This window comes from Roseobacter sp. TSBP12 (assembly GCF_009129705.1).
Taxonomy (GTDB): Bacteria; Pseudomonadota; Alphaproteobacteria; order Rhodobacterales; family Rhodobacteraceae; genus Celeribacter; species Celeribacter baekdonensis_A.
In genome coordinates, this window is record NZ_PYIB01000044.1 from 59,020 (window position 1) to 81,831 (window position 22,812).

Consider the following 22,812-nt stretch of genomic DNA (forward strand, 5'->3'; position numbering starts at 1 on the left):
CGGGCGAGGGGCCAAATGTCATCAATGGGAGGAACCAATATGACGACTATGACACGCCGGATGGCGATGACGACACTGGGGGCGGCTTTGGCCACACCCGCATTCCTGAAAAAAGCCCATGCCGCAGAGGTGACCCTGCGCGTGCACCATTTCCTGCCGGGCGTCGCCCCGATGCAGACGCGGTTCTTTGACGTCTGGGCCCAGGAAATCTCTGAGGCCTCGGGTGGCGCGATCGAGATGCAAATGTTCCCGTCGATGCAGCTTGGCGGCAAACCACCGCAGCTCGCCGATCAGGCCCGCCAAGGCATCTGTGACATTGCATGGACCCTGCCGGTCTATACGCCGGACCGGTTCCCGGTGGCCGAAACCATGGCGATGCCCTTTATGGTGACCAATGCCGAAAAGACATCGGTGGCGATGCACACGCTGATGGAAGAATTCGGTCAAAACGAATACAAAGGCATGAAACCTTTGGCCTTCCACACCCATGATGGTGGCAAAATTCACACCCGTGGTCAGGTCGTCTCCTCCGCCGAGGACATCAAAGGTCTGAAACTGCGCGCACCGAACCAAGCGACCGGCGAAATGCTGGCCTTGATGGGGGCGGAAACGGTGTTTTTCCCGGTGACCGAAATGGTTGTGGGGCTCTCAAACGGCGTGATTGATGGCTGTTGCCTGCCCTATGAGGTGGTGCCGGCGTTCAAGCTGCAAGAACTGACCAAAGTGACCAACGAACCCGAAGCGGGCGGGCGCGGCATCTATGCCAACACCTTTGCCCTCGTGATGAACGAACGCAAATATGAAGGCCTGTCCGATGATCTGCGTGCGGTGATCGACGCCCATTCCGGGGCCGACCTGTCGCGTCGTCTGGGCGCGCAATTCGATGAATTCGAGGCCTTTGGTAAATCCGTTGTCGAAAAACAGGGCAATGAAATTCACACCATCGCGGCCTCTGAAATCAATACATGGCGCGAAATGGCGGCCCCGATTTATGACACATGGATCGGCAAGCTCAATGACGCAGGCCATGATGGCGCGGCGATTGTGGCGCGGGCCAACGCCCTGTTGGACGCGGGGTAACCCATGGCCGAGCGGCTCCCAAATGAGACGGAACAGGCGCCGCATGGCCGCGTGTTCCTGATCCTGCAACGGGTCTGCCTTGGCGCGGCTGGCGTGGGCGGGGCGGTGATTTTTGCCGCCTCGATCACGGTCGCCGCCTCGGTGATCATGCGTAACCTTGGCCTTGGCGGTATTCGTGGCGATTTCGAGCTGGTCGAATTGGCCTGTGCCGCCTGCGCCTCGCTGTTTTTGCCTCTGTGCCAATTCAACAAAGGCCATGTCATGGTCGATCTTTTCACCCTTTGGCTTTCGCCTTTGACCCAACGCCGCATGGATGGGGTTTGGACATTGCTCTTCGCGTTCGGCTGGGCCTTTTTGGCGTGGCGTTTGTCGGTGGGGCTTGGTGAAATGCACGAGTATGGCGACCGCACCATGTTGCTGCGCGCGCCTGTTTGGTGGGTCTATCTGCCTGCCCTGTTCGGCACTGCGCTGTCGGCCGTTGTCGCATTTTTGCAAAGCCTGCCAATGTTGAGCCACGCTTTTCGTGCCATGGAGGTCCGCTGATGGAACCGCTGACAATCGCGATCATCATGGTCATTGTGCTGTTGATCCTGATCTTTGCCCGGATGCCGATTGCTTTGGCGATGGGGATGGTGGGGGCCGTGGGCTATATGGTGCTCGCTTCGCCCTATGCGCTCATGGCCTATTTCAACACCGCCTGGGTCGACAAATTCATGTCCTATGAGTTGGCCATCGTGCCGCTCTTTATCCTCATGGGTCATCTTGCGACCCGCTCGGGCATTTCCGCCTCGATCTTTGCCGCCTCCAATGCCTGGATCGGGCATTTGCGTGGTGGTTTGGCGATGGCATCGGTTGCGGGCTGTGCGATGTTCGGGTCCATCTCGGGGTCGTCCTTGGCCACCGCCTCGACAATGGCGCGGGTGGCTTTGCCGGAGATGCGCAAAAACGGCTACTCCGGTGCTTTGGCGTCCGGGTCCTTGGCGGCGGGCGGCACATTGGGCATCCTGATCCCGCCCTCCGTCGTGCTGATCATCTATGCGCTTCTGACCGAGCAAAACATCGTCAAACTGTTCTTGGCGGCGACCATTCCAGGCATTTTGGCGGTCATTGGCTTTTTCATCGCCATTGCCATCTACGTCCGCCTGTTCCCGAACGAAGGCCCGACCCACGCGCCCGCCGATATGAAAACCCGGTTCAAGGCACTGCGCGACATTTGGCATGTGGTGGCAATTTTTGTCGTGGTTTTGGGCGGCATCTATGGCGGCTTCTTTACCCCGGCCGAAGGTGCATCCGTGGGCGTCGTCCTGATGCTGATTGCGGGGCTGTTCACCGGCGGGCTGACGCCAAAAACGATCCTTGATTGCCTGATCGACACCGCCGGATCGACCGCAATGATCTTTGCCATCGTTTACGGCGCCGATATTTTTAACGTCGCTTTGGCACTCTCGCGGATGCCGTCTGATGTGGCTGCGTTTTTCTCCGCCGCAGATGTGGCGCCCATCGTGGTGCTTTTGGGCATCATCGCCTTTTATCTGGTGATGGGCTGTTTGATGGACAGCCTGTCGATGATCCTTTTGACCGTGCCGGTGTTTTTCCCAACAATCATGGCGCTGGATTTCGGCCTCATGCCAGAACAACAAGCGATGTGGTTTGGCATCATCTCTTTGGTGGTGGTCGAAATGGGGCTGATCACGCCGCCGGTGGGGATGAACCTGTTCGTCATCTCGTCGATGGCCAAAGACATCCCGACCAGCCAGATTTTCCGGGGCACCACGCCCTTTATCATCGCCGAGTTCTGCCGGATCGCCATTCTGGTGAGCTTCCCGGTTCTGAGCTATTGGTTGGTCGATATCGTGGCCAATTGATCGGGAGAGAGACGTGAAAAAAGAGTGTGCCGCCAAAGAGATCACCGACGAGAACCTGCGTCAGTTCGTGGGCTATAATATGAAACGCGCCTTTCTCAACGTGCGCGCGGATTTGGCCGATACATTGGAGCCGCTCGGGCTGCGCATGACCTCGTTTTCGGCTTTGGCGGTGATCATCGAAAATCCTGACATTTCCCAAAGCCGCCTCGCCGAGGCGCTTCGTATCGAACGCTCCGGCGTGGTGGTTTTGGTCGATGAACTGGAAAGCGCCGATTTGATTTCGCGCGGACGGGTTGAGGGGGATCGACGCCAATACGCCCTGCGCGCGACCAAGGCCGGAATGGCAAAATGGAAAGAGGCAGAGACCGCCGTCAATGCACATGAGGCGGCGATGTTTTCAAAGCTCACAGAGGCGGAAGTGACTGTTCTCAAAGAGCTGTTGCGCCGGGTCAGACGCCCGGAGGCATGATCGGATACCGGCCCTCAATAAGGGCCAAGGGAGGAAATGATGAAAGATCAAACCACGGGGCTCACGCTGGTTGGGCATTCTGTTCGGCTGGAAAAACGTGACGATACGAGCCTGATTTTGACCTCTGACGTGCCGCTCGACCCGGTCGTGGCGCACACGGGCGTGTGGTTGGAAAAATGGGCCGCAGAAACACCTGATACGGTGTTTTTGGCCGAACGCGACGGGGCAGGGTGGCGCGAACTGGGCTATGGTGAGGTGTTCGCGCGTGTCAAGGCCATCGCCGCCTCGCTGGCCGCCCGCGGGTTGGGACAAGACACGCCGATCCTGATCATGTCCGGCAACTCGGTTGATCACGCCTTGCTCTCCTTTGGCGCGCAATGGGCCGGGGTGCCGACCGTGCCTTTGGCCGAACAATATTCGCTCATTGAGGAAGCCCATTTCCGCCTGCAATACGCGATCAAAAAGACCAAACCGAAACTGGCCTTTGTCGATGACGCCGCCCGCTACGGCAAAGCCATCGCCCTTGCCGATCTCGACGGGATCGAAATTGTCGCCTCCAACACCGAAGGCGCGCCGCGTCCGGTTACGGCCTTTGCCGACCTGCTCAAAGGCGACGCTTCTGTTGATCTTGACGCGGTCCATGCCAAGGTCGGTCCCGACACTTTGGCCAAAATCCTCTTCACGTCGGGGTCAAGCTCTGACCCCAAAGGCGTGATGACGACCCAGCGGATGATGTGTGCCAATCAGGCGCAAATGGCCTCGGTCCTGCCATTCATGAAAGAGCGCCCGCAGCGCATCGTTGATTGGCTGCCGTGGAACCACGTTTTCGGCGGCTCGCATAACGTCAATATGATGCTGATGCACGGCGGGTCTTTCTACATCGACAATGGCAAGCCAACCAAGGCGCTGTTTCAGCATACCATTGATAACGTAACGGAAAAATCCTGTACTGCGGCGTTCAACGTGCCGGTGGGCTTTGCCATGCTGGTGCATGAGATGGAGCACAATCAAGCCCTCAAAGAGGCCTATTTCAAAGACCTCGACATGCTGTTCTATGCCGGGGCCTCCCTGCCACAAGATGTTTGGACGCGACTCGAAGAGATGGCCATCGAAGTGCGGGGCAAGCTGCCGCTGATGATCTCAAGCTGGGGCCTGACCGAAACCGCCCCCGCCAACGTCATGGTGCATGAACCGATCGGTCGCTCGGGCGTCATCGGCGTGGCCTTGCCCGGCGTTGAGGTCAAACTCATCCCCGATGCCGACATGCGCTGTGAAATCCGGGTCAAAGGCCCGAATGTCATGCCCGGCTATCTCAACGATCCCGATAAAACCGCCGAGGCCTTTGATGACGAGGGCTTTTTCATCACCGGCGATGCGGTCAAGTTTCTCGATCCCGTGGATATGAACCGCGGACTGGTGTTTGATGGTCGTGTGTCCGAGGATTTCAAACTCTTGACCGGCACTTGGGTGCAGGCGGGCAAGCTGCGGCTTGACGCTTTGGAAGCGCTGCGTGGGTTGGTGATGGATGTGGTCGTTTGTGGTCACGATCGTGGCGAAATTGGTCTGATGGTCTTCCCGCGCCCCGATCATGTTCATGGTGACAACAGCTCTGAAGGTGCCGTGATTGACGAGCATCTTCAGGCCGAAATTCACCATGTGTTGCGCAAAATGGCCCGCGCCGCCTCCGGCTCCGCCAAACGCATCGCGCGTGCCATCATTTTGGCCGAACCGCCCTCGGTCAAAGACGGCGAGATCACCGACAAAGGGTCACTGAATACCCGCAAAATTATCACCCGTCGTGCCGCGCTTTTGGAGCGGATGTACGACAATGAAGACCCCGCATTGATCCGGGTATAAGGAACTGAACATGGTCGATTTTACCTCTGTCCGCGCGATTGATTTTCACACCCATGCCGAAGAGGCCTGTGGCTGTCATCATGATGACGGTTACGATGATCTTCAGCCTCGATGGCGTCCTATTTTGGTGCGCCCTGGTCGCATCCGCCGACGATTGATCAAACTGCCGCGCATTACCGCGAGATGAACATCGCAGCGGTGATTTTCCCGGTCGATGCCGAGCGCGAAACCGGCTACCGCCGCTACAACAATTACGAGGTGGCCGACGCCGCGGCCAAGCATTCCGACATCCTCATCCCCTTTGCCTCGATTGATCCGGCCAAGGGCAAATTGGGCGCGCGTGAAGCCCGCGATTTGGTCGAAAATCACGGCATTCAGGGCTTTAAATTTCACCCGACGATGCAGGGGTTCTATCCCAATGATCGCAATGCTTACACGCTCTATGAGGCCATCGCCGAGTCTGGCAAACCGGCGCTGTTTCACACCGGTCAAACCGGCGTTGGATCGGGAATGCCCGGCGGCAACGGGATGCGGCTAAAGTATTCAAATCCCATGTATATTGACGACGTGGCTGTGGATTTCCCCGACATGCCGATCATCCTCGCTCACCCGTCATTCCCCTGGCAGGAAGAGGCGTTGTCGGTGGCGACCCACAAGCCCAATGTCTACATTGATTTGTCCGGTTGGTCGCCGAAATACTTCCCGCCGATCCTTGTGCGCTATGCCAACACGATGCTGAAGGAAAAGATGCTCTTTGGCTCCGACTGGCCGATGATCGCGCCGGAAAAATGGTTGGCGGCGTTTGAGAAAGCCGAGTTTCGCGACGAGGTCCGCCCGCTGATTTTGAAAGACAACGCGATGCGGCTTTTGGGGGTGGCTGAATGACCCCGTTTCAGGCCCCTCTTGAGGATATTCTCTTTTGTTTGAAAGAGGTTGCAGGCGCAGATCGCCTGCCCGATTGGGATGATGAATTGGCCGAGGGCATCCTGTCGCATTTTGCCAGTTTTGCCGAGGGCGTGATCGCGCCCTTGGACGAGCCGGGCGATGCGCGGGGCTGTGCCTTGGTGGAGGGCCGCGTCACCATGCCGGACGGGTTCAAGGACGCCTTTGCTCAACTCGCTGACGGCGGCTGGCAGGGCCTCACAGCCCCCGAAGCCTTCGGCGGCATGGCGCAAAGCGCGGTGATCGCGGCGGGTGTGTCCGAGATGTTTTCGGGCGCAAACCACGCGTTGCAAATGGTCTGTAACCTCGTGCCCGGTGCCATTTCGACGCTGATGAAATTCGGCACTGAGACGCAGCAACACACTTGGATCCCGCGACTGGTGTCAGGTGAGGTGCTCTCCACCATGTGTCTGACCGAACCGGGGGCGGGCTCCGATCTCTCTCGTATCCGCACCAAAGCCACCCGTGAAGGCGATTTTTGGCGGATCGAGGGGGAGAAAATTTTCATCTCCGGTGGTGATCAGGACATGTCGGAGGGGATTTTGCACCTCGTTTTGGCCCGCACCGGCGCGCCGGACGAGGGGATCAAAGGCCTGTCACTGTTCCTCTGTGGCGCTGATATCGACGGCGCACGCAATGCCGTCACCGTGACCCGGATCGAGGAAAAACTCGGCCTTCACGCCTCGCCCACCTGCCAATTGGCCTTTGATGGCGCGCGGGCCGAATTGATCGGCCCAGAGGGCGGCGGGCTGATGGCGATGTTTACCATGATGAACCACGCCCGTCTGGATGTGGCGCTGCAAGGTGTCGCCCACGCCAGCCGTGCCCACCAGATCTCGGAAACCTACGCCCGCGAGCGGAAACAGGGCCGCAAGCCGGACGGCACAGACGCGGTGTTGGCCGATCACCCGGACGTGCGCCGGATGCTCGATACCCAGAAATCACTGGCCCTTGGCGCCCGCGCCATGACCTATTTGACCATGGTGGAATTGGCTTTAGGCGAAAATCGTGCGCTGGTCGATTTCCTCACGCCGATCTGCAAAGTGTTCTGTACCGATGCCGGGATTGTGTCGGCGGATTTGGGCATGCAGGTGCTGGGCGGCTATGGCTACCTGACGGAATATCGCGTGTCGCAGACCTGGCGTGATGCCCGCATCACTTCGATCTACGAGGGCGCGAATGGCATTCATGCCATCTCCACCGCCACGCGGGGCCTGCGTGCGCCTGAGGGGCCCGATGCGTTCGCTGCGCTGATTGAACGGCTTGCGGGCGGGGATGCGGCGTGTTTGGCGCTTTTGTCTGATTGGCAAGGAGAACGTGCGGCAATGTCCAAAGAGACCTTTGAGAAAGCCCATGATTTCATGACCTTAACTTCTGAACTTTTGTTTCAAGCCCTCTGGTGTAAACTCGCATCTACGGGCGATGCGGAGCTGATCCGCCTGTCCAAACGCGTGGCACGCCGTCCTTTGCCGGTGCGTCTGCCTTTGGCGGTTTAACCGGCCTCTCCCGCGACCCGGGCGCGGTATCTGGTGGGGGTTTCCCCCATGCGCGCCCGGAAGCGGCGGGAGAAATACGGCGGGTCAAAATAGCCCAAACGATAGCCCACTTCGGCCACGGACAGCCGCGTGAAGGCCAGGAGGCGGCAGGCCTCGGTCATCACGGTTGTTTCCAAAAATTGCGACAGGCTCGCTCCGGTCTGATGTTTGACAATCCGGTTCAAATGCCCCGTGGTCATATGCAGCGCGGTTGCAAACTCGCTTGGTCCCCATCCCTCATTCAGATGATCGGAAATCAGTGCTTCAAGCCGTTGCATTTGCTGGGTCGGGGCGTGATTTGGCGGCGCGCCCTCATCACTTTCCTCGGCCAGTGTCACCAGCAGGGCGTTTGAGAGGGCAATCAAGCGCTGTGTGCGAAATGTACCAGTATACGCATACGATTGTGCAATCGCATTGAGCAATTGCGTGCCCGCAGTGCCCAATGGACCGTGATGGGGCGTGTTCAGCCACGCGGTAAGGGCCGGCGTGCGGGGGCCCACGCGTTGCACCACTGGGGACGGGAGGGAAAGGACCAAACCTTCGGTGCCCTTTTGAAAGGAAAACCCATGCACGATTTTTGTCGGAATATATAGGAATTCTCCGCTTTTAAGGGCTTTTTCTTCGCCATCCAAGGTCGCGCGGGCGTGACCCTGTTCGATGTGGAAAATCTGGGTCATTTGATGGTGGCGGTGCGGCGAGATCACCCAATCATGCAATCCCGCCCGGTCAAACACCCGTTCGCAATGCACCACATCGGGAAAGGCGCTGGTTTCGCCAAAGAGGTTGAAGGCGGGGATGATGTTTGTGTCACTCATGCCTGAATAATACCATTCATTGCCGACCCCGTCCATTCTGGTGAGGGCGAGATGGCATTAATGTCATTCCTAAGAAAAGGGAGAGACGCATATGAAAACCCAAGTCGCCATTATCGGCGGAGGCCCATCTGGCCTCTTGCTGTCACAACTGTTGAACAAAGCGGGAGTCGAGACCGTCGTTTTGGAACGCTCCACCCGCGCGCATGTCCTGTCGCGCATCCGTGCCGGTATTTTGGAATGGGGCACGGTCGAACTTTTGAACGAGGCGGGCGTCGGCGCGCGTATGGCGCAAGAGGGCATCCCGCATGACGGTTGTTACCTCACCGACGACGAGTTGATGGTCCATATCGACTTTAAGGAGCTGACCGGAAAACAGGTCATGGTCTACGGTCAGACCGAGGTCACCACCGACCTTTACAATGCCCAAGACGCCATCGGCACCACCGTGATCCACGGCGTCGAAGATGTGTCGATCCACGATCTTGATCAAGCCACGTCCTATGTCGAATTCACCCATGAGGGTGCGCGCAAGCGGCTTGAGTGTCTTTATGTGGCGGGTTGTGATGGTTTTCACGGCGTGTCGCGCAGAACCATCCCCGAGGAAAAACGCAGCGAGTTCGAACGCGTCTATCCCTTTGGTTGGCTTGGGATATTGTCCGAAACCCCGCCCGTTCATGACGAGTTGATTTATTCCAATTCGCGCCACGGCTTTGCGCTTGCCTCGATGCGCAACGAAAATCTGGTGCGCTATTATGTGCAGGTGCCGCTGTCGGATAAGGTCGAAGATTGGTCGGATCAGCGGTTTTGGGACGAATTCTCCCGGCGTATTCCCTCTGACGCGGCCGCACGTTTGATCACTGGCCCGTCGATCGAAAAATCCATCGCGCCGCTGCGCAGTTTCGTGGCAGAACCTTTGCGTTGGGGCAATATGTTCCTTGTTGGGGATGCTGCACATATCGTGCCACCGACCGGGGCAAAAGGGCTTAATCTTGCGGCTTCTGATGTTTATTACTTGTACAAAGCGCTCATTGACGCGGTGAAGGGCGGCTCCAAGACGGGCATCGACGAATACTCTGCCCGCGCCTTGGAGCGGATCTGGAAAGCCATGCGTTTTAGTTGGCAAATGACCACGATGTTGCACCGGTTTGATGGCGAAGATGCCTTTGCCGAACAGATGCGCAAGGCCACGCTCACTCATCTCGCAACCTCGGAAACCGCGCGGCGCGATTTGGCGGAAAACTACATCGGCTTGCCGTTTTAACGCGTGCCGATCCGGTCAACATTTTTGATCAAGGTGATGGCCATGGCGAGAGACCGCCCCGTGGCCATCATCATTTGCGGCAGGACCATCCATTCCAGTGACCATGCCGCGCCCGAGCGTTCCTGTTCGTGGATCATGGCGTGATGCATGGCTGAGACCTGCGTGGCGTTGAACCGCGCGAGGGTGACGAGAAGCTCGGCCGCGACGGGGTTTTGTTTATGCGGCATGGCTGATGAGCCGCCGCTACCCGAAAGGGCAATCTCTTCAATGCCTTGTTGCGACATAAGGGCAATGTCTTGGCCGATTTTACCAAGGCTTCCGGTGATGAGGGAGAGGAAAGAGGCGTAGCCTGTGAGGCCATGCCGCATGCTGTGCCATGCCTTGTCTGTGGGAGCGAGACCAAGGGTTTTTGCGACCTCAGCGACAACCAGATCGGCCTGATCCCTAAGCGCCTTGCGGTCGCCCGAGGCGCCACCGATTTGCACTTTTTCAACATCCACACGTTTTTGGTCGAGCGTTTTGAGGTGATCCGCAAGCGGCAACCGCCAGCTCAAAACCCGATCCCACACGGTGATCTCGGTGGCTGCCTGCATTCGGGTACGACCCATCAAGGGCGTATCGCCAAACCGGTCTTCCAGCGCTTTCAATGCGGTTTCCAACGCCATCAATCGCCCGGCAATCAAAAAGGACGCCTCGCGGAGGCAGAGCACCAAAGCCGTGTCGACCACGTCTTGCGAGGTCGCGCCTTTGTGCAGAGCTGCGGCGGGGGCGATGGTTTTGAGTTGCGCAATCAGGCGCGGGATGGGCACGCCGTCTTGCGCCATGCCCTCGGCAATATCGGCAAAGTCGATTGTCGCGCGTTCAATCGCGCGCGCGGCTTCTTCCGCCAGCGCCGGATCAAATATGCCCGCTGTGCCACAGGCGCGCGACCATGCGGCTTCGAATGCCAACATATGCGCCATCTGCCGCTCAGGCGACAGGATCGCGGCCATCTCAGAATCGCCAAACAGACCGGACAACCACGGGTGATCAAAAACAGAGCTGCTCATCGAATTGTCCTTGTTTACGGCGAAAGGGGCGGTGGTTTCCGCCCCTTATAGTTTGAATTGTGCAAAAGTTACAGGTCGAGAAACACTGTCTCACCGGCGCCCTGAAGGCGAATGTCAAAGCGATATGTGCCCTCGGCGGTCTTTTTTGCGATCAATGTGTCCACGCGCGGGCGCTGTTCGATCCGGTTCAACAGCGGGTCATTGGCATTGTCCTCATCCTCGAAATAAATTCGGGTGTTGAGACCAATGTTGATCCCGCGCGCCACCACCCAAAGGGAGATATGCGGTGCGCTTTTGACGCCGCCCCGGCCCGTATAAACGCCGGGTTTCACGGTGCGCAGCGTAAATTCGCCGGTCTCGGCATCGGCGGCAAACCGGCAATGTCCGGTAAAGGCCGGATCGGCACACTCAGCGCCCGGGAACACGCCATTCCCATCGCATTGCCACGACTCAATGAGCGCATCGCGCATCGCCCAGCCGGTGCCATCAAACACCGATCCGACGATCTCGATGACTTCTCCTTGGGCTTTGCTCTCGTCCAAAAAAGGCGTCGTGGCGATTTCTTCGTCGTAATAGCCGCCATTGCCCGCGTAGGTCGGCATCAAGCCGATGTGGACATAGGGGCCCGCCGTTTGAGAGGCGGTTTCAATCAATGTGTCAAGTTTCTGGACCATCTTACATGCCCTCCAGCTTGTTCTCGAACATGGTCTGGCGGCGACCGCGCAGCACGATGTCAAATTTATAGGCGAGGAAATCGAGCGGACGCGATTTCGAGAAATCCAGCGGCGCGACCAGACGATCCAGCGAGCTGCGGTCTTTGATTGTCGCCGCAATGGGGCAGTGATTGATCAAAGGATCGCCCTCAAAATACATTTGGGTGATCAGGCGCTGGCCGAAGCTGTGGCCATAGACCGAAATATGGATGTGCATCGGTCGCCAATCATTGGCGCGGTTCGGCCAAGGGTAGGCACCGGGGCGCACGGTCAGAAACTCATAATATCCGTTTTCATCGGTGATGGTCCGACCGCAGCCGCCAAAATTCGGATCAAGCGGCGCGAAATAGCTGTCTTTCTTATGACGATAGCGCCCGCCCGCGTTGGCTTGCCAAATCTCGATCAATGTGTTCGGCACTGGGCGACCCATTTCGTCCAAAACCCGACCATGCATCAGGATACGTTCGCCCACCGCGGGGGCCGCGCCCTTGGTCCAGTTCAGGATCAGGTTGTTGTCCAAAGCGCCGAGTTTGTTGTGGCCGAACGTCGGGCCGGTTTCCTCGGACGGGCTGCTTTCCATCGACAAAAGCGGCAGGTTGGGCGAGCGCGACACGCTCGTCTTGTAATCCGGGTCGTAAGGCACCGGATGGATCGCGCGATTGCGCGGGATCAAGGGACCCATATCAGTCATTTCCACTCTCCTCCATTTCGGCAAAGGTCTGCTTGGCCAATTTCAGCGCGTGATTTGCCTTTGGCACACCCGCGTAAATCGCCACATGTTGCAACGCCTCGGCCACATCCTCTTTCGATGCGCCCGTGCGCGCGGTGGCGCGGATATGCATCGGAATTTCCTCAAAATTTCCGGTCGCGGCCAAAAGCGCGATGGTCAACATCGACCGCTCGCGACGCGAGATTTTGTCCGACGACCACACCGTGCCCCAGGCCCCTTCAGTGATCAGCGTTTGAAACGGCAGGTCAAATTCGGATTTCGCAGCCTCGGCGCGGTCGACATGGGCATCGCCCAAGACCTCGCGGCGGGTTTTCATCCCCTGATCGAATGTCTTGCTCATGCGGTGATCCTTTCGACAAATCGGACAAGCGCCTGCGTAAAGGTGTCGGGTGTTTCAATTGCGGGCAGGTGCCCGGTGGTGTCGAACATCATGAAATCGGCGCGGGGCAGGGCGCGCGCGAGGGCCTCGACCACCGGCGCGGGCGTGGCCAGATCGTGTTTGCCCGCGATGACCAGCGCGGGTTGGGGGATTTCGCTCAGGCGCGCGGTGATGTCGGTGCCCGCAATCGCGGCACAGGTGGCGATATAGCCGACCTGATCGGTGCGCGCGAGCATGGTGCGCCAAAGTGCTGCATCGGGGTGGGTTAGGAAATCCGGCCCGAACCACCGCGGCAAAATCCCCTCGGCCATCGCGGCCATGCCAGTGCTGCGAATGGCCTCGATGCGCGCAAGCCAACCCTCAGCCGGGCCCAGTTGCGGCGCGGTGTTGGACAGCACCAGACCGGTCACCCGTTCGGGTGCCATCAGAGCGACATGTTGCGCAATCAGCCCGCCGATGGAACAGCCGACGATCACAGCGCGCTCAATCCCGGCGTGATCCATCGCGGCCAAAACATCTTCGGCCAAATCGGGGATGCCGTAGCCTTCGGGCGCAGTTTCGGACAGGCCATGCCCGCGTTTGTCCATCCGTAGCGTGGTCCACCCCTGCGGCAGGCGCGTACAAACCGCGTCCCACATCCGCAGGTCGGTGCCCAGAGAATTCAGGAACACCAAAGCGGTGCCCTCGCCCTCTGTCTGGCTCAAATGCTGTGTGCCCCAAGGGCGGGTGAATGCGTGCATGTGATCCTCCTTGCCTCAGATTGCCATAATATTTTCATTGGAAAAAATACAATATCGTGCAAAAAGCATAACCAAATGAATATACCTAACGGTCTCAAACTCCGCCACCTTGAAGCCTTCCTCTCCGTTGCTGAGGCGGGCACAATCTCTGCTGCGGCGCGGGTGCGCAATGTCTCGCAACCGGCGCTCTCGAAAACCGTGTCGGAACTTGAGGCGCAGCTTGGCACGGAGTTGTTTGAACGCACAGGGCGGCGTGCGATCCTCACCCCCGGCGGCGAGGCCTTTCGCCGTCATGCTATAGCTGCCCTGCAAAGCCTTGAGGCCGGGTGTCGCGTGCTCAGTGGCCCGTCGCATCGCGATCTCGTCAAGGTTGGCGTCCTGCCCACGGTTGCGGGTGGATTTTTTCCCTCGGTCGCTTTGGAATTTCACGATCTGCGGCCAGAGGCGCGCATTGGCGTGATGACCGGCCCCAATCGCTACCTGATCGACATGCTGCGGTCGGGTAAAATTGATCTGATGATTGGGCGCATGCCGGGGTCCAAGGACATGCCCGGCCTGTCCTTTGAATATCTCTATGATGAGCCGATTGAATTGGTCGCACGCGCCGGTCATCCGGCCTTGAGGCGTGATCCGGTTCAGGCGCTTTCGACCTATCCGCTGATCCTGCCCAATCCCGGCGCGATCATCCGGGCCACGGTCGATCAATATCTCTCTGCAATGGGGCTGTCGGCGCTGCGTCCGGTGTTTGAAACCGTGGCTTTGCCGGTGGCGCTGACGTTGTTGGAGCACTCGGATATGCTGTGGTTCATCTCGCGCGGGGTGGTGGCGCGGGAATTGGCGGCGGGCACATTGGGGACGCTTGATATGAAGGCCGATTACATGTCCGGCGCGGTCGGTTTGACGCGCAAATTCGCCTTTGGTCAAAACACCCCTGCCGATCTTTTGGCGAGCTTGCTTCATCGGCGGGCAGAACAGATGTCCGCCCGCTGATCTTCGATCTTACACGGCCTCCAACGCGATCGCGATGCCTTGGCCGACGCCGATACACATGGTGGAGAGCGATTTTTCACCCGGTTTCAGTTCCAACATCGCCGTGCCAGTGATCCGTGCGCCGGACATGCCGAGGGGGTGGCCGATGGCAATCGCGCCGCCATTCGGATTCACCCGCACATCATCGTCGGAGATGCCCAGATCGCGCAGCGTCGCGAGGCCTTGGGAGGCGAAGGCTTCGTTCAACTCGATCACTGCAAAGTCCGCTTGTGTGAGGCCAAGCCGCGCCATCAGTTTTTTCGACGCAGGTGCCGGGCCAAAGCCCATGATCCGCGGTGCAACTCCCGCCGTGGCCCCGCCGAGCACCTTGGCAATCGGCGTAAGGCCATGTTTTTCGGCGGCCTCGCGGGTCGCCAAAATCAAAGCCGCCGCCCCGTCGTTCACGCCAGAGGCATTGCCCGCCGTCACCGTGCCGTCGGCTTTGACAAAGGTTTTGAGCTTTTGCAAATCCGCCAATGTGGTCGAAGGGCGCGGGTGTTCATCGGTGTCGACGACAATCGGGTCGCCTTTGCGCTGTGGGATCGTCACCGCGACGATTTCGCGCGCCAGACGCCCGTTGGCCATCGCCACCCCTGCCTTTTGCTGCGAGCGCAGGGCAAAAAGGTCTTGGTCCTCGCGGTTGATATTGAAATCCTCGGCGACGTTTTCGGCGGTTTCGGGCATCGAATCCACCCCATGCGCCGCTTTCATCAGCTTGTTGACAAACCGCCAGCCGATGGTGGTGTCATAGACTGCATTGGCACGGGCATATGCCGTTTCGGCCTTAGGCATCACGAAGGGCGCGCGGGACATGCTTTCGACCCCGCCCGCAATGATCAATTCGGCCTCTCCCGCCTTGATCGCCCGCGCGGCGGTGATCACCGCGTCCATGCCGGAGCCGCACAAACGGTTCATTGTCGTGCCGGGCACAGAGTCCGGGAAACCCGCCAGCAAAAGCGACATCCGCGCCACGTTGCGGTTGTCTTCGCCCGCCTGGTTGGCACAGCCAAAGATCACCTCGTCAATCGCCGCGAGATCCATTGACGGATTGCGCTCGGCCAAGGCTTTCAAGGGGATCGCGCCCAGATCATCGGCACGAACAGAGGAAAGCGCACCGCCATAACGGCCCACAGGCGTGCGGATATAGTCGCAGATGTAAACGTCTTGCATTACAAATCCTCCGGTACATTCAGGTCGGCCACATCGCCGTCAATATGAAGCGTTGCGCCCGTGACGGCTTGCAATTGCGCCAAATTGATCCCCGGCACTTTTTCGCGCAGGATGAATTTTCCATCTTCAATGTCGACGACCGCCAAAGAGGTGTAGACGCGGGTCACGCAGGCGACGCCGGTGAGCGGAAAGGTGCAGGTCTCGACCAATTTCGGTTTGCCGTCTTTGGTGACGTGATCTGTGACCACGGCGACGCGTTTGGCGCCATGGACCAAATCCATCGCCCCGCCGACCGCAGGCACGCCTTTGGACCCCACGCGCCAATTCGCCAAATCGCCGTTTTGCGCGATCTGATAGGCACCCAGCACGGCGAGATCGAGGTGCCCGCCGCGGACCATGGCGAAACTGTCGGCGTGGTGGAAAAATGACGCGCCCGGATTGAGCGTGATCGCCTTTTTGCCCGCATTGATCAGGTCCCAATCTTCCTCGCCCTCAAGCGGCGCTTTGCCAAAGCCCAGCACGCCGTTTTCGGTGTGATAGGTGACATCGCGGCCTTCGGGTTGGAACTTGGCGATCATCTCGGGAAAGCCGATCCCAAGGTTCACATAGGAGCCATCTTCGATGTCTTGGGCGGCGCGCCAGGCGATTTGGGCGTTGTTCAGCGCCACGTCGGAAATGTTGAAATCGGACATTTAATGGACCACTCCCGTGCGTACGAGCACTTCTTCTTGTTGAGGATGTGCAACTTCGACCACCACGTCGACAAACAGGCCGGGGGTGATGATCTGCTCCGGGTTGATGCCGCCGGGGGCGACGAGTTCGGAGACTTGGGCGATGGTTTTGTTCGCAGCCATTGCCATCAGCGGATTGAAGTTGCGGCCTGCAAGGCGGTAGGTCAGATTGCCGACCGTGTCGCCGATTTGGCCTTTGATCAGCGCAAAATCGGCCTTGAGCCAGCGTTCACGGACATACATTTTGCCGTCGAACTCTTCGGCCGGTTTGCCGATCGCGAGTTCGGTGCCAAACGAGGAGGGCGTGTAAAACGCCGGGATGCCCGCACCGGCCGCGCGGATGCGTTCGGCCAATGTGCCCTGCGGCACCAGTTCCAATTCGATCTCGCCCGCGAGGTATTTCTCGTTGAAGGCTTCGGCGTTGGAGCTGCGCGGGAAGGAACAGATCATTTTAGCGACCATGCCCGCTTTGATCATTGCGGCAATGCCGATGCCGCCATTGCCCGCGTTGTTGTTGATCACGGTCAGGTTTTTCGGGCTACCCGTTTCGCGAAAGCGGTCGATCAGCGCGTGGATCAATTCGATCGGCGCGCCGGAGCCGCCGAAACCGCCGATCATGACCTGTGCACCGTCCGGAATCTCGGCGATGGCCTCGGCCACGGTAGAGATGGTTTTGTCCATGAGACTCTCCTTTTCTTAACGCTGATCTAGCTTTGCCATCGCGAAAGGCCGAGTCATTTTGTGCGTATCTTGACATTTGTTCGCGTTGTGACAATTGTCGTGCGCATGGCGAACAAATCATCCGATACCATCTCTTCTCTGGCCAAGGGCCTGCATGTTCTCGAATGTTTCGGGGCGGAGACGCCGAAACTGTCGATCACCGATGTGTCGAAACAAACCGGGCTGGATCGGGCCACCGCGCGGCGCTGTCTTTTGACACTGCATGCGGAGGCTATGCCGAGTATGACGGTAAATTCTTTACGCTGACCCACCGCGCTTTGCGACTTGGGATGGGGGCGATATCCGCCTTGCCGCTGCCGCAAATCGTGCAGCCTTGGTTGGATCAACTGACGGAAAATATTGGCGAAAGCTGTTCGGTGTCGATTTTGGATCGCACCGAAATCGTCTATCTTGCCCGCGCGGCGCAAAAACGGGTGATGTCGATCGGGTTGATGCCCGGCTCGCGCCTTCCGGCGCATTGTACCTCGATGGGGCGGGTGCTTTTGGCCGCTTTGCCGCGCGACGAAGCAGTGGCGGTGGTCGAGGCCTCTGACCTTTCGCCGCGCACGAAATTTAGCGTCACTGACCCCGAAGAGGTCATGGCGCGGGTCGATTTGGTGCGCAGCCAAGGCTATGCGTTGATTGATCAAGAGGTCGAGATCGGGCTGCGCTCCATCGCCGTGCCCTTGGTGAACAGCCATGGTGCAGTCGTGGCGGCGCTCAACACCGGAATGGCCGCCACACAGGCCCGCGTGGACGCCCTGATCCCGATCTATTTGCCGAAATTGTTGAAGGTACAGTCGGGGTTGAAGCGGGTGTTGTAACCCGCCTCAGATCCGAAAGATCGGTTGCAACAGGCGCGGCACAAGCGACAAGAACCGCAATTTTGCGTCGGTCGCGGCCAGACAAATACAGGCCTCTCCCGGCTCTGCAATGGGCGTGTGCTCCAAACTGCCATCGGCAGTCTCAAGATCGCCCACGCCGTACCGCCCGGTTTCATCGCGAAACGCGCCTTGCAACACCAAGGTCAACTCCAACCCGTTGTGGCCATGATCGGGCACGGCCATGCCGCCGGGGATATACAAAAGCCGCACGCTTCCGGCCTTGTCATGCTGCAAAATCGCCTGTTTCGTGCCGAGCCCCATGTGTTTCCACCGCGGTTCAGAGCCACCAAGTGTGGCCATCACCGGGGCCGGGTAGGGGCCTTTGGTTTCATACTCGGGCTCTTCCTCCAAAACGGCGTCGAGTTCGTCAAACAGCCGCGATTTTAATATGCCCGAGACATCAGACACGGCACCCGTGTCCATCACCACACCACCTGCATGGGCATGGGCCTCAGAGCGTGCGCGACAGTCGTCGCAGAGCGACAGATGGCTGGCGACCACCACCGCATAGGGCTGAGGCAGGTGACCCGACACATAGGCCAAAAGAACATCGTCAGAGACGTGATGGGTGATATGGCTCATGATCGTGCTCCTTTCATGTCGTGTCTGAGTTTTTCCAAGGCGAGGCGGATGCGGGATTTGATGGTTCCAAGCGGCAATCCGGTCGCTTCGCTGATTTCACTGTGGCTCAGTTCGCCCATATAGGCCTGTTCGACCATCTGCCTTTGATCCGGGCTGAGTGCCGCCATCGCGCGTTTGAGGTGCTGAACCTCTTGTTCGAGCGCAATGACGTGGCTGACGTCTGGTTCGGGCGGCTCCGGGGTTTTCAACGCCTCTGGCACAGGCCGCGCGTTTTTGCGGAAATGATCGGTCTGTTGGTTGCGGGCGATTTGATAAATCCACGCCGAGACCTGCGCCCGTTCGGGATCAAACAAATGTGCCTTGCGCCAGACCTTTAACATTACCTCTTGCACCACATCTTCGGCCTGCGCCGAGGAGGCGCCAGAACGCATCACCATGCCTTTGAGGCGCGGGGCGAAATGGTCAAACAGGGCAGAAAACGCCGCCTTGTCGCGCTGATCGCGCACCTTGAGCATCCATTGGGTCTGATCCGATGGGGTGTCGGTCGAGGAGGATGTCACGTCGGTCGGCCCTTTCGCGGTGCTCCGTGGGCTGGTCGCGCGCCGTTGAGTGCGGGACGGGCCCGTCTTTTCAATCGGCACCACAAACGCCCCAGCCTCAAAGGAAGCAGTGGGCTCCAGCACGGATGCAAACATATGATGGTCTTGGGTCAACATATCTGGTTTACGCGGCCCGTCGAGGGATGGATCACTTTGGCTCTCCCTTTTTTGCGATTTATCGCACCACCTCTCCGTTCGGTTCGGTTTGTGATCATCGTTTTGATCCAAAAGCGCACGCGCCGCGTAGTGCTTTGTAACCAAGGAGATATTATATGTCATTTGACGCATCCCCCGCCCCCGTCCAACGGATCGCCATCATCGGCGGCGGCATTTCAGGCCTCGCAGCCGCCTACCGTCTGGCCGGAACGCATCATGTGACCCTGTTTGAGGCTGAGCCGCGTTTGGGCGGTCATGCCCGCACGGTGATGGCCGGGGCCAAGGGCGACAGGCCGGTGGACACTGGGTTTATCGTGTTCAACTACGCCAATTACCCGCATCTCACCGAGATGTTTGCCGCGCTTGATGTGCCGGTTGAGCCGAGCGATATGAGTTTTGGCGCGACGATTGATGGCGGGCGGGTGGAATATGGGCTGAAATCCTTGGCGGCTTTGGTGGGGCAAAAGCGCAACCTGCTGCGTCCCGGTTTCATTCGCATGGTCCGCGACATTTTTCGTTTTAACGCCGGCGCCGAAGCCGCCGCCAAAGATGAGCACATGACCATTGGCGAGATGGTCGAGGATATGAAGCTCGGGGCGTGGTTTCAACGCTATTATCTGATGCCAATCTGTGGCGCGATCTGGTCGACCTCACCCGAGGGCATCCGTGCCTTTCCGGCTCGCGCTCTGGTGCAATTTTTCCGCAATCACGCGCTGCTCAGCGCAACAGGTCAACACCAATGGTGGACGGTGTCGGGCGGATCGGTCGAATATGTCCGCCGTCTTGAGGCGCATCTTATGGGACGTGGCGCCGATTTGCGCACAGGCGCGCCGATTGCCAAGGTTCGGCGCGACGAAATGGGGGTTGAGATCACGCCTGCCGGGGGCGCGCCCGAGCGGTTTGATCAGGTGATTTTTGCCTGCCATTCCGACACCGCGCTCAAACTTCTGGAGACTCCTTCGGCACCTGAAACCGGCGCACTGGCCGATCTGCGTTATCAAGACAACCGGGTCGTGCTGCATCGTGACGCCTCCTTTATGCCAAAGCGCAAAACCTGTTGGTCCTCTTGGGTCTATCAGGCCAAATCAGACGAGAGCCGCACCCAAATCGGCGTCACCTATTGGATGAACCGGCTACAAAATATCCCCGAGCACGACCCGCTTTTCGTCACCCTCAATCCGGCCCATACACCGGACCCGGCCATGGTCTATGACGAAGTGACATTTCGTCATCCGGTGTTTGATCACGCGGCCCTGCGCGCCCAAGGCGAGATCGCAGCGCTTCAGGGTCAAAACCGCACATGGTTTGCGGGGGCTTACCTTGGCAACGGGTTCCATGAGGACGGGTTTGCAAGCGCGGTGCGTGTCGCCGATGCGCTCACCGCACAGGTTGCTGTGTCCGCGACCGCCGCCACGATTGCGGCACAATGATCGCCCCCGAACATATCGCGGGCCAGACGGTTCATGCCCGGCGCGGGGCGCTCAAACATCGCTTTCGCTATGGCGTTGACTATGTCTTGATCGACCCCGAAAGCCCCCGCCACCCGCGCCTGTTCTCGCGCAATCGCTTTAACCTGTTTGCCGTGCATGACCGCAATCATGGTGGCATTCGCGAGGCCGGGCAGGGCGCGGTTTGGGCGCGGGAGACGTTGGAAAACGCTGGTTTGTCAGAGGGCTACAGTCTACGCCTTTTGACGCAGCCCGCGTTCCTTGGATTCTCATTCAACCCGGTCAGCTTTTGGTTGGCCTGTCGCGAAGATGCGCTTGTCGCCGTGATTGCCGAGGTCAACAACACCTTTGGTGATCGGCACAATTACCTCTGCCACCTGCCGGACTTTGCCCCTATCGCCGCCACGGACGTGATCACCGCCCACAAAGTGTTTCACGTCTCGCCGTTCCAGGAGATCAAAGGCGGCTATCGCTTTAGCTTTGCCATTCACACTGACCGCATCGCTATCCGTATCCTGCATGACAATGGCCAAGAGGGGCTGATTGCCACACTCACCGGCGCGCGGCGCAAACTCACCAATGGATCGATCCTACGGGCCACGCTGCGCCGTCCTTTCGGGGCGTTGCGCACGTTGATTTTGATCTACGCCCAAGCGCTCCGGCTCAAATTCAAAGGCGCACGGTATCGTCCGCGTCCCGAGCCGCCAAAAGACAGTTTGAGCCCGCCCCAAATACCCCTCACATCCTCGGCCAAAAAGGTCCAATCATGAAACTCATCCTCATCGTGCTCGTCGTCATCCTGTTGCTGGCTGTGGTGGTTCTCTGGCGACCCGGAAATAATTTTCGCGCGCAAAAGCCTGCGGATTATGCCGACACATTGCCGGGGTTTGACCCGCAGGTTCACCTCAACGGACTGATTGAGTCCGAGGGCGTGATCTATGGTCTTGATGGCCGGGTCGCGTCGCGGTTCGTGGCCCGAATGAGCGGGACGTGGGATGGGTTGAACGGCACGTTGCGCGAGGAATTCACCTATGCCAGCGGCGGTCAGCAGATACGCGAATGGACGCTGTCCTTTGATGCCACTGGCGCGCTGACCGCAACAGCGCCCGACATCATCGGCACCGCCACCGGGCAATTGTCCGGGGCGACGCTTTCGATGCGTTACAAAATCAAACTCGAAGACGACGCAGGTGGGCATGTGTTGGATGTAACCGATTGGCTCTATCTGGCCCCAAATGGCGTGATCGTGAACCGCTCTGAGATGCGTAAATTCGGCATCAAAGTGGCAGAACTGGTGGCGACGATGCGGCCCGCTGAGGCGGCAAAATGATCTATCTTGGCAAGACCTATTGGATCATCGGTGGCAGCGAAGGATTGGGCCGGGCTTTGGCCGAGGCACTGGACGCGAAAGGCGCGCGGCTGATCCTGTCGGCGCGCTCCGAGGATCGGTTGAAGGAGGTCGCAGCCAGTCTCAACGCCGCCCGCGCCGTGGTGATGGATGTGACCGATGCGGCCTCTGTGGAACAGGCTTACACGGCGGCGGGGGCGGTCGATGGCGTGATCTATGTCGCGGGCACTTACGATCCGATGACGGCGCAACGGTGGCAGGCCAAATCGGTCTCCACCATGTTCGCGGTCAACCTGATGGGGGCGGTCTCCGTGCTCAATCATATCGTGCCGGAGTTTACCAAACGCGACGCCGGTCATATCGTTTTGATCGGCTCGCTGTCGGGGCATCGCGGCCTTCCGGGGGCCATCGGATATGGTGCGAGCAAGGCGGGGCTGATGCATTTGGCCGAGACGCTATACGCCGATTTGCACAAGAGCGGTGTGCGGGTGCAATGCGCCAATCCGGGCTTTATTCGCACCCGGCTGACCGACAAAAATGACTTTGACATGCCGATGTTGATGGAGCCGAAAGAGGCCGCCGCCCACGTCATGCGGGCGATGGACAGTGGCCGGTTCGAAACCAATTTTCCACGGCCCTTTTCATGGCTGTTCTCATTGGCGCATTTTATTCCACGTCGTATTTTCTTGAAAATAACAGGCGCTTGAGGG

General features: G+C 59.0%; 23 protein-coding genes and 2 pseudogenes. 14 read left to right on the plus strand and 11 right to left on the minus strand.

The window, feature by feature from the left end; genetic code table 11:
• Positions 1-39 precede the first annotated feature (39 nt).
• The 7 genes and pseudogenes from C8029_RS13325 (at position 40) to C8029_RS13355 (ending at position 7,709) form a co-directional block, all read left to right on the plus strand.
• Positions 40-1,080: a TRAP transporter substrate-binding protein gene (locus C8029_RS13325; protein WP_226946333.1), complete on the plus strand. Its 1,041-nt coding sequence runs from the start codon at positions 40-42 to the stop codon at positions 1,078-1,080.
• Positions 1,081-1,083: 3 nt separating this feature from the next.
• Complete coding sequence (locus C8029_RS13330; protein ID WP_009573840.1) at positions 1,084-1,623, plus strand: TRAP transporter small permease; 540 nt, start codon at positions 1,084-1,086, stop codon at positions 1,621-1,623.
• On the plus strand, positions 1,623-2,945 hold the full coding sequence (locus tag C8029_RS13335) for a TRAP transporter large permease (protein WP_152003069.1): 1,323 nt from the start codon (positions 1,623-1,625) through the stop codon (positions 2,943-2,945). The genes C8029_RS13330 and C8029_RS13335 overlap by 1 nt, the downstream gene beginning before the upstream one ends.
• A 13-nt stretch (positions 2,946-2,958) precedes the next feature.
• Entirely contained in the window at positions 2,959-3,414 is a 456-nt protein-coding gene (locus C8029_RS13340) for a MarR family winged helix-turn-helix transcriptional regulator (RefSeq protein ID WP_009573838.1), read from the plus strand.
• Positions 3,415-3,453: 39 nt separating this feature from the next.
• Positions 3,454-5,271: a feruloyl-CoA synthase gene (locus tag C8029_RS13345; protein WP_152003070.1), complete on the plus strand. Its 1,818-nt coding sequence runs from the start codon at positions 3,454-3,456 to the stop codon at positions 5,269-5,271.
• Between the two features lie 10 nt (positions 5,272-5,281).
• Positions 5,282-6,156, plus strand: a pseudogene (locus C8029_RS13350) (amidohydrolase family protein).
• On the plus strand, positions 6,153-7,709 hold the full coding sequence (locus tag C8029_RS13355; protein WP_152003071.1) for an acyl-CoA dehydrogenase family protein: 1,557 nt from the start codon (positions 6,153-6,155) through the stop codon (positions 7,707-7,709). Before C8029_RS13350 ends, C8029_RS13355 begins: the two are co-directional and overlap by 4 nt.
• On the opposite strand, the gene C8029_RS13360 is transcribed toward C8029_RS13355, so the two are convergent.
• The gene (locus tag C8029_RS13360; protein WP_009573834.1) at positions 7,706-8,563 is read right to left on the minus strand and encodes a helix-turn-helix domain-containing protein; all 858 of its coding nucleotides are present in this window, start codon (positions 8,561-8,563) and stop codon (positions 7,706-7,708) included. The genes C8029_RS13355 and C8029_RS13360 overlap by 4 nt on opposite strands.
• A 91-nt stretch (positions 8,564-8,654) precedes the next feature.
• On the opposite strand from C8029_RS13360, the gene pobA reads away from it, so the two are divergent.
• Entirely contained in the window at positions 8,655-9,824 is a 1,170-nt protein-coding gene (gene pobA / locus C8029_RS13365; protein WP_009573833.1) for a 4-hydroxybenzoate 3-monooxygenase, read from the plus strand.
• On the opposite strand, the gene C8029_RS13370 is transcribed toward pobA, so the two are convergent.
• The 5 genes from C8029_RS13370 to pcaD form a co-directional block, all read right to left on the minus strand.
• Positions 9,821-10,873 (minus strand): 3-carboxy-cis,cis-muconate cycloisomerase, encoded by a 1,053-nt coding sequence (locus C8029_RS13370; RefSeq protein ID WP_152003072.1) that lies wholly within the window; start codon positions 10,871-10,873, stop codon positions 9,821-9,823. The two genes, pobA and C8029_RS13370, sit on opposite strands and share 4 nt — an antisense overlap.
• Positions 10,874-10,941: 68 nt before the next feature.
• Positions 10,942-11,547, minus strand: a complete 606-nt coding sequence (gene pcaG, locus C8029_RS13375) for a protocatechuate 3,4-dioxygenase subunit alpha (RefSeq protein ID WP_152003073.1) — start codon at positions 11,545-11,547, stop codon at positions 10,942-10,944.
• A gap of 1 nt (position 11,548) precedes the next feature.
• Positions 11,549-12,277, minus strand: a complete 729-nt coding sequence (gene pcaH, locus C8029_RS13380) for a protocatechuate 3,4-dioxygenase subunit beta (RefSeq protein ID WP_009573830.1) — start codon at positions 12,275-12,277, stop codon at positions 11,549-11,551.
• A complete protein-coding gene (gene pcaC / locus C8029_RS13385; RefSeq protein ID WP_009573829.1) occupies positions 12,270-12,656 on the minus strand; it encodes a 4-carboxymuconolactone decarboxylase in 387 nt (128 codons plus the stop codon). The genes pcaH and pcaC overlap by 8 nt, the downstream gene beginning before the upstream one ends.
• On the minus strand, positions 12,653-13,435 hold the full coding sequence (gene pcaD / locus C8029_RS13390; protein WP_152003074.1) for a 3-oxoadipate enol-lactonase: 783 nt from the start codon (positions 13,433-13,435) through the stop codon (positions 12,653-12,655). Before pcaD ends, pcaC begins: the two co-directional genes overlap by 4 nt.
• 75 nt (positions 13,436-13,510) lie before the next feature.
• Here pcaD and C8029_RS13395 point away from each other — a divergent pair, with 75 nt between their 5' ends.
• Positions 13,511-14,425 carry a LysR substrate-binding domain-containing protein gene (locus C8029_RS13395; protein ID WP_193217650.1) on the plus strand — a complete coding sequence of 305 codons (915 nt, stop codon included), beginning with the start codon at positions 13,511-13,513 and terminating at the stop codon, positions 14,423-14,425.
• A 9-nt stretch (positions 14,426-14,434) separates the two neighbouring features.
• Here C8029_RS13395 and pcaF read toward each other — a convergent pair whose 3' ends face one another.
• From pcaF to C8029_RS13410, 3 genes are read right to left on the minus strand one after another with little or no spacing between them, the layout of a single operon-like run.
• Complete coding sequence (gene pcaF, locus C8029_RS13400; RefSeq protein WP_152003076.1) at positions 14,435-15,634, minus strand: 3-oxoadipyl-CoA thiolase; 1,200 nt, start codon at positions 15,632-15,634, stop codon at positions 14,435-14,437.
• Positions 15,634-16,326: a 3-oxoacid CoA-transferase subunit B gene (locus tag C8029_RS13405; RefSeq protein WP_152003077.1), complete on the minus strand. Its 693-nt coding sequence runs from the start codon at positions 16,324-16,326 to the stop codon at positions 15,634-15,636. The genes pcaF and C8029_RS13405 overlap by 1 nt, the downstream gene beginning before the upstream one ends.
• A complete protein-coding gene (locus C8029_RS13410; protein ID WP_152003078.1) occupies positions 16,327-17,046 on the minus strand; it encodes a 3-oxoacid CoA-transferase subunit A in 720 nt (239 codons plus the stop codon). It lies immediately after the preceding gene.
• Between the two features lie 105 nt (positions 17,047-17,151).
• Between C8029_RS13410 and C8029_RS13415 the strand changes: the two are divergent.
• A pseudogene (locus C8029_RS13415) lies at positions 17,152-17,909 on the plus strand (IclR family transcriptional regulator domain-containing protein).
• 6 nt (positions 17,910-17,915) lie between these two features.
• On the opposite strand, the gene C8029_RS13420 reads toward C8029_RS13415, so the two are convergent.
• Positions 17,916-18,551 (minus strand): ChrR family anti-sigma-E factor, encoded by a 636-nt coding sequence (locus C8029_RS13420; RefSeq protein ID WP_152003079.1) that lies wholly within the window; start codon positions 18,549-18,551, stop codon positions 17,916-17,918.
• Entirely contained in the window at positions 18,548-19,246 is a 699-nt protein-coding gene (locus tag C8029_RS13425; protein ID WP_152003105.1) for a sigma-70 family RNA polymerase sigma factor, read from the minus strand. Before C8029_RS13425 ends, C8029_RS13420 begins: the two co-directional genes overlap by 4 nt.
• A 176-nt stretch (positions 19,247-19,422) precedes the next feature.
• Here C8029_RS13425 and C8029_RS13430 point away from each other — a divergent pair, with 176 nt between their 5' ends.
• Genes C8029_RS13430 through C8029_RS13445 form a run of 4 tightly spaced genes read left to right on the plus strand, consistent with a single transcriptional unit; the run spans position 19,423 to position 22,809 of the window.
• Complete coding sequence (locus C8029_RS13430; RefSeq protein WP_152003080.1) at positions 19,423-20,736, plus strand: NAD(P)/FAD-dependent oxidoreductase; 1,314 nt, start codon at positions 19,423-19,425, stop codon at positions 20,734-20,736.
• Positions 20,733-21,524: a DUF1365 domain-containing protein gene (locus tag C8029_RS13435; protein WP_152003081.1), complete on the plus strand. Its 792-nt coding sequence runs from the start codon at positions 20,733-20,735 to the stop codon at positions 21,522-21,524. The genes C8029_RS13430 and C8029_RS13435 overlap by 4 nt, the downstream gene beginning before the upstream one ends.
• Positions 21,521-22,084 carry a DUF3833 family protein gene (locus C8029_RS13440; protein WP_152003082.1) on the plus strand — a complete coding sequence of 188 codons (564 nt, stop codon included), beginning with the start codon at positions 21,521-21,523 and terminating at the stop codon, positions 22,082-22,084. The genes C8029_RS13435 and C8029_RS13440 overlap by 4 nt, the downstream gene beginning before the upstream one ends.
• Positions 22,081-22,809 (plus strand): SDR family NAD(P)-dependent oxidoreductase, encoded by a 729-nt coding sequence (locus C8029_RS13445; RefSeq protein ID WP_152003083.1) that lies wholly within the window; start codon positions 22,081-22,083, stop codon positions 22,807-22,809. Before C8029_RS13440 ends, C8029_RS13445 begins: the two co-directional genes overlap by 4 nt.
• Positions 22,810-22,812 lie beyond the last annotated feature (3 nt).

Excerpts from the sequence above, each read along its gene's own strand:
- C8029_RS13325 (WP_226946333.1), top strand. The coding sequence starts at position 40 with ATGACGACTATGACACGCCGGATGGCGATGACGACACTGGGGGCGGCT.
- C8029_RS13330 (WP_009573840.1), top strand. The coding sequence starts at position 1,084 with ATGGCCGAGCGGCTCCCAAATGAGACGGAACAGGCGCCGCATGGCCGC.
- C8029_RS13335 (WP_152003069.1), top strand. The coding sequence starts at position 1,623 with ATGGAACCGCTGACAATCGCGATCATCATGGTCATTGTGCTGTTGATC.
- C8029_RS13345 (WP_152003070.1), top strand. The coding sequence starts at position 3,454 with ATGAAAGATCAAACCACGGGGCTCACGCTGGTTGGGCATTCTGTTCGG.
- C8029_RS13355 (WP_152003071.1), top strand. The coding sequence starts at position 6,153 with ATGACCCCGTTTCAGGCCCCTCTTGAGGATATTCTCTTTTGTTTGAAA.
- C8029_RS13360 (WP_009573834.1), bottom strand. The coding sequence starts at position 8,563 with ATGAGTGACACAAACATCATCCCCGCCTTCAACCTCTTTGGCGAAACC.
- pobA (WP_009573833.1), top strand. The coding sequence starts at position 8,655 with ATGAAAACCCAAGTCGCCATTATCGGCGGAGGCCCATCTGGCCTCTTG.
- C8029_RS13370 (WP_152003072.1), bottom strand. The coding sequence starts at position 10,873 with ATGAGCAGCTCTGTTTTTGATCACCCGTGGTTGTCCGGTCTGTTTGGC.
- pcaG (WP_152003073.1), bottom strand. The coding sequence starts at position 11,547 with ATGGTCCAGAAACTTGACACATTGATTGAAACCGCCTCTCAAACGGCG.
- pcaH (WP_009573830.1), bottom strand. The coding sequence starts at position 12,277 with ATGACTGATATGGGTCCCTTGATCCCGCGCAATCGCGCGATCCATCCG.
- pcaC (WP_009573829.1), bottom strand. The coding sequence starts at position 12,656 with ATGAGCAAGACATTCGATCAGGGGATGAAAACCCGCCGCGAGGTCTTG.
- pcaD (WP_152003074.1), bottom strand. The coding sequence starts at position 13,435 with ATGCACGCATTCACCCGCCCTTGGGGCACACAGCATTTGAGCCAGACA.
- C8029_RS13395 (WP_193217650.1), top strand. The coding sequence starts at position 13,511 with ATGAATATACCTAACGGTCTCAAACTCCGCCACCTTGAAGCCTTCCTC.
- pcaF (WP_152003076.1), bottom strand. The coding sequence starts at position 15,634 with ATGCAAGACGTTTACATCTGCGACTATATCCGCACGCCTGTGGGCCGT.
- C8029_RS13405 (WP_152003077.1), bottom strand. The coding sequence starts at position 16,326 with ATGTCCGATTTCAACATTTCCGACGTGGCGCTGAACAACGCCCAAATC.
- C8029_RS13410 (WP_152003078.1), bottom strand. The coding sequence starts at position 17,046 with ATGGACAAAACCATCTCTACCGTGGCCGAGGCCATCGCCGAGATTCCG.
- C8029_RS13420 (WP_152003079.1), bottom strand. The coding sequence starts at position 18,551 with ATGAGCCATATCACCCATCACGTCTCTGACGATGTTCTTTTGGCCTAT.
- C8029_RS13425 (WP_152003105.1), bottom strand. The coding sequence starts at position 19,246 with ATGTTTGCATCCGTGCTGGAGCCCACTGCTTCCTTTGAGGCTGGGGCG.
- C8029_RS13430 (WP_152003080.1), top strand. The coding sequence starts at position 19,423 with ATGTCATTTGACGCATCCCCCGCCCCCGTCCAACGGATCGCCATCATC.
- C8029_RS13435 (WP_152003081.1), top strand. The coding sequence starts at position 20,733 with ATGATCGCCCCCGAACATATCGCGGGCCAGACGGTTCATGCCCGGCGC.
- C8029_RS13440 (WP_152003082.1), top strand. The coding sequence starts at position 21,521 with ATGAAACTCATCCTCATCGTGCTCGTCGTCATCCTGTTGCTGGCTGTG.
- C8029_RS13445 (WP_152003083.1), top strand. The coding sequence starts at position 22,081 with ATGATCTATCTTGGCAAGACCTATTGGATCATCGGTGGCAGCGAAGGA.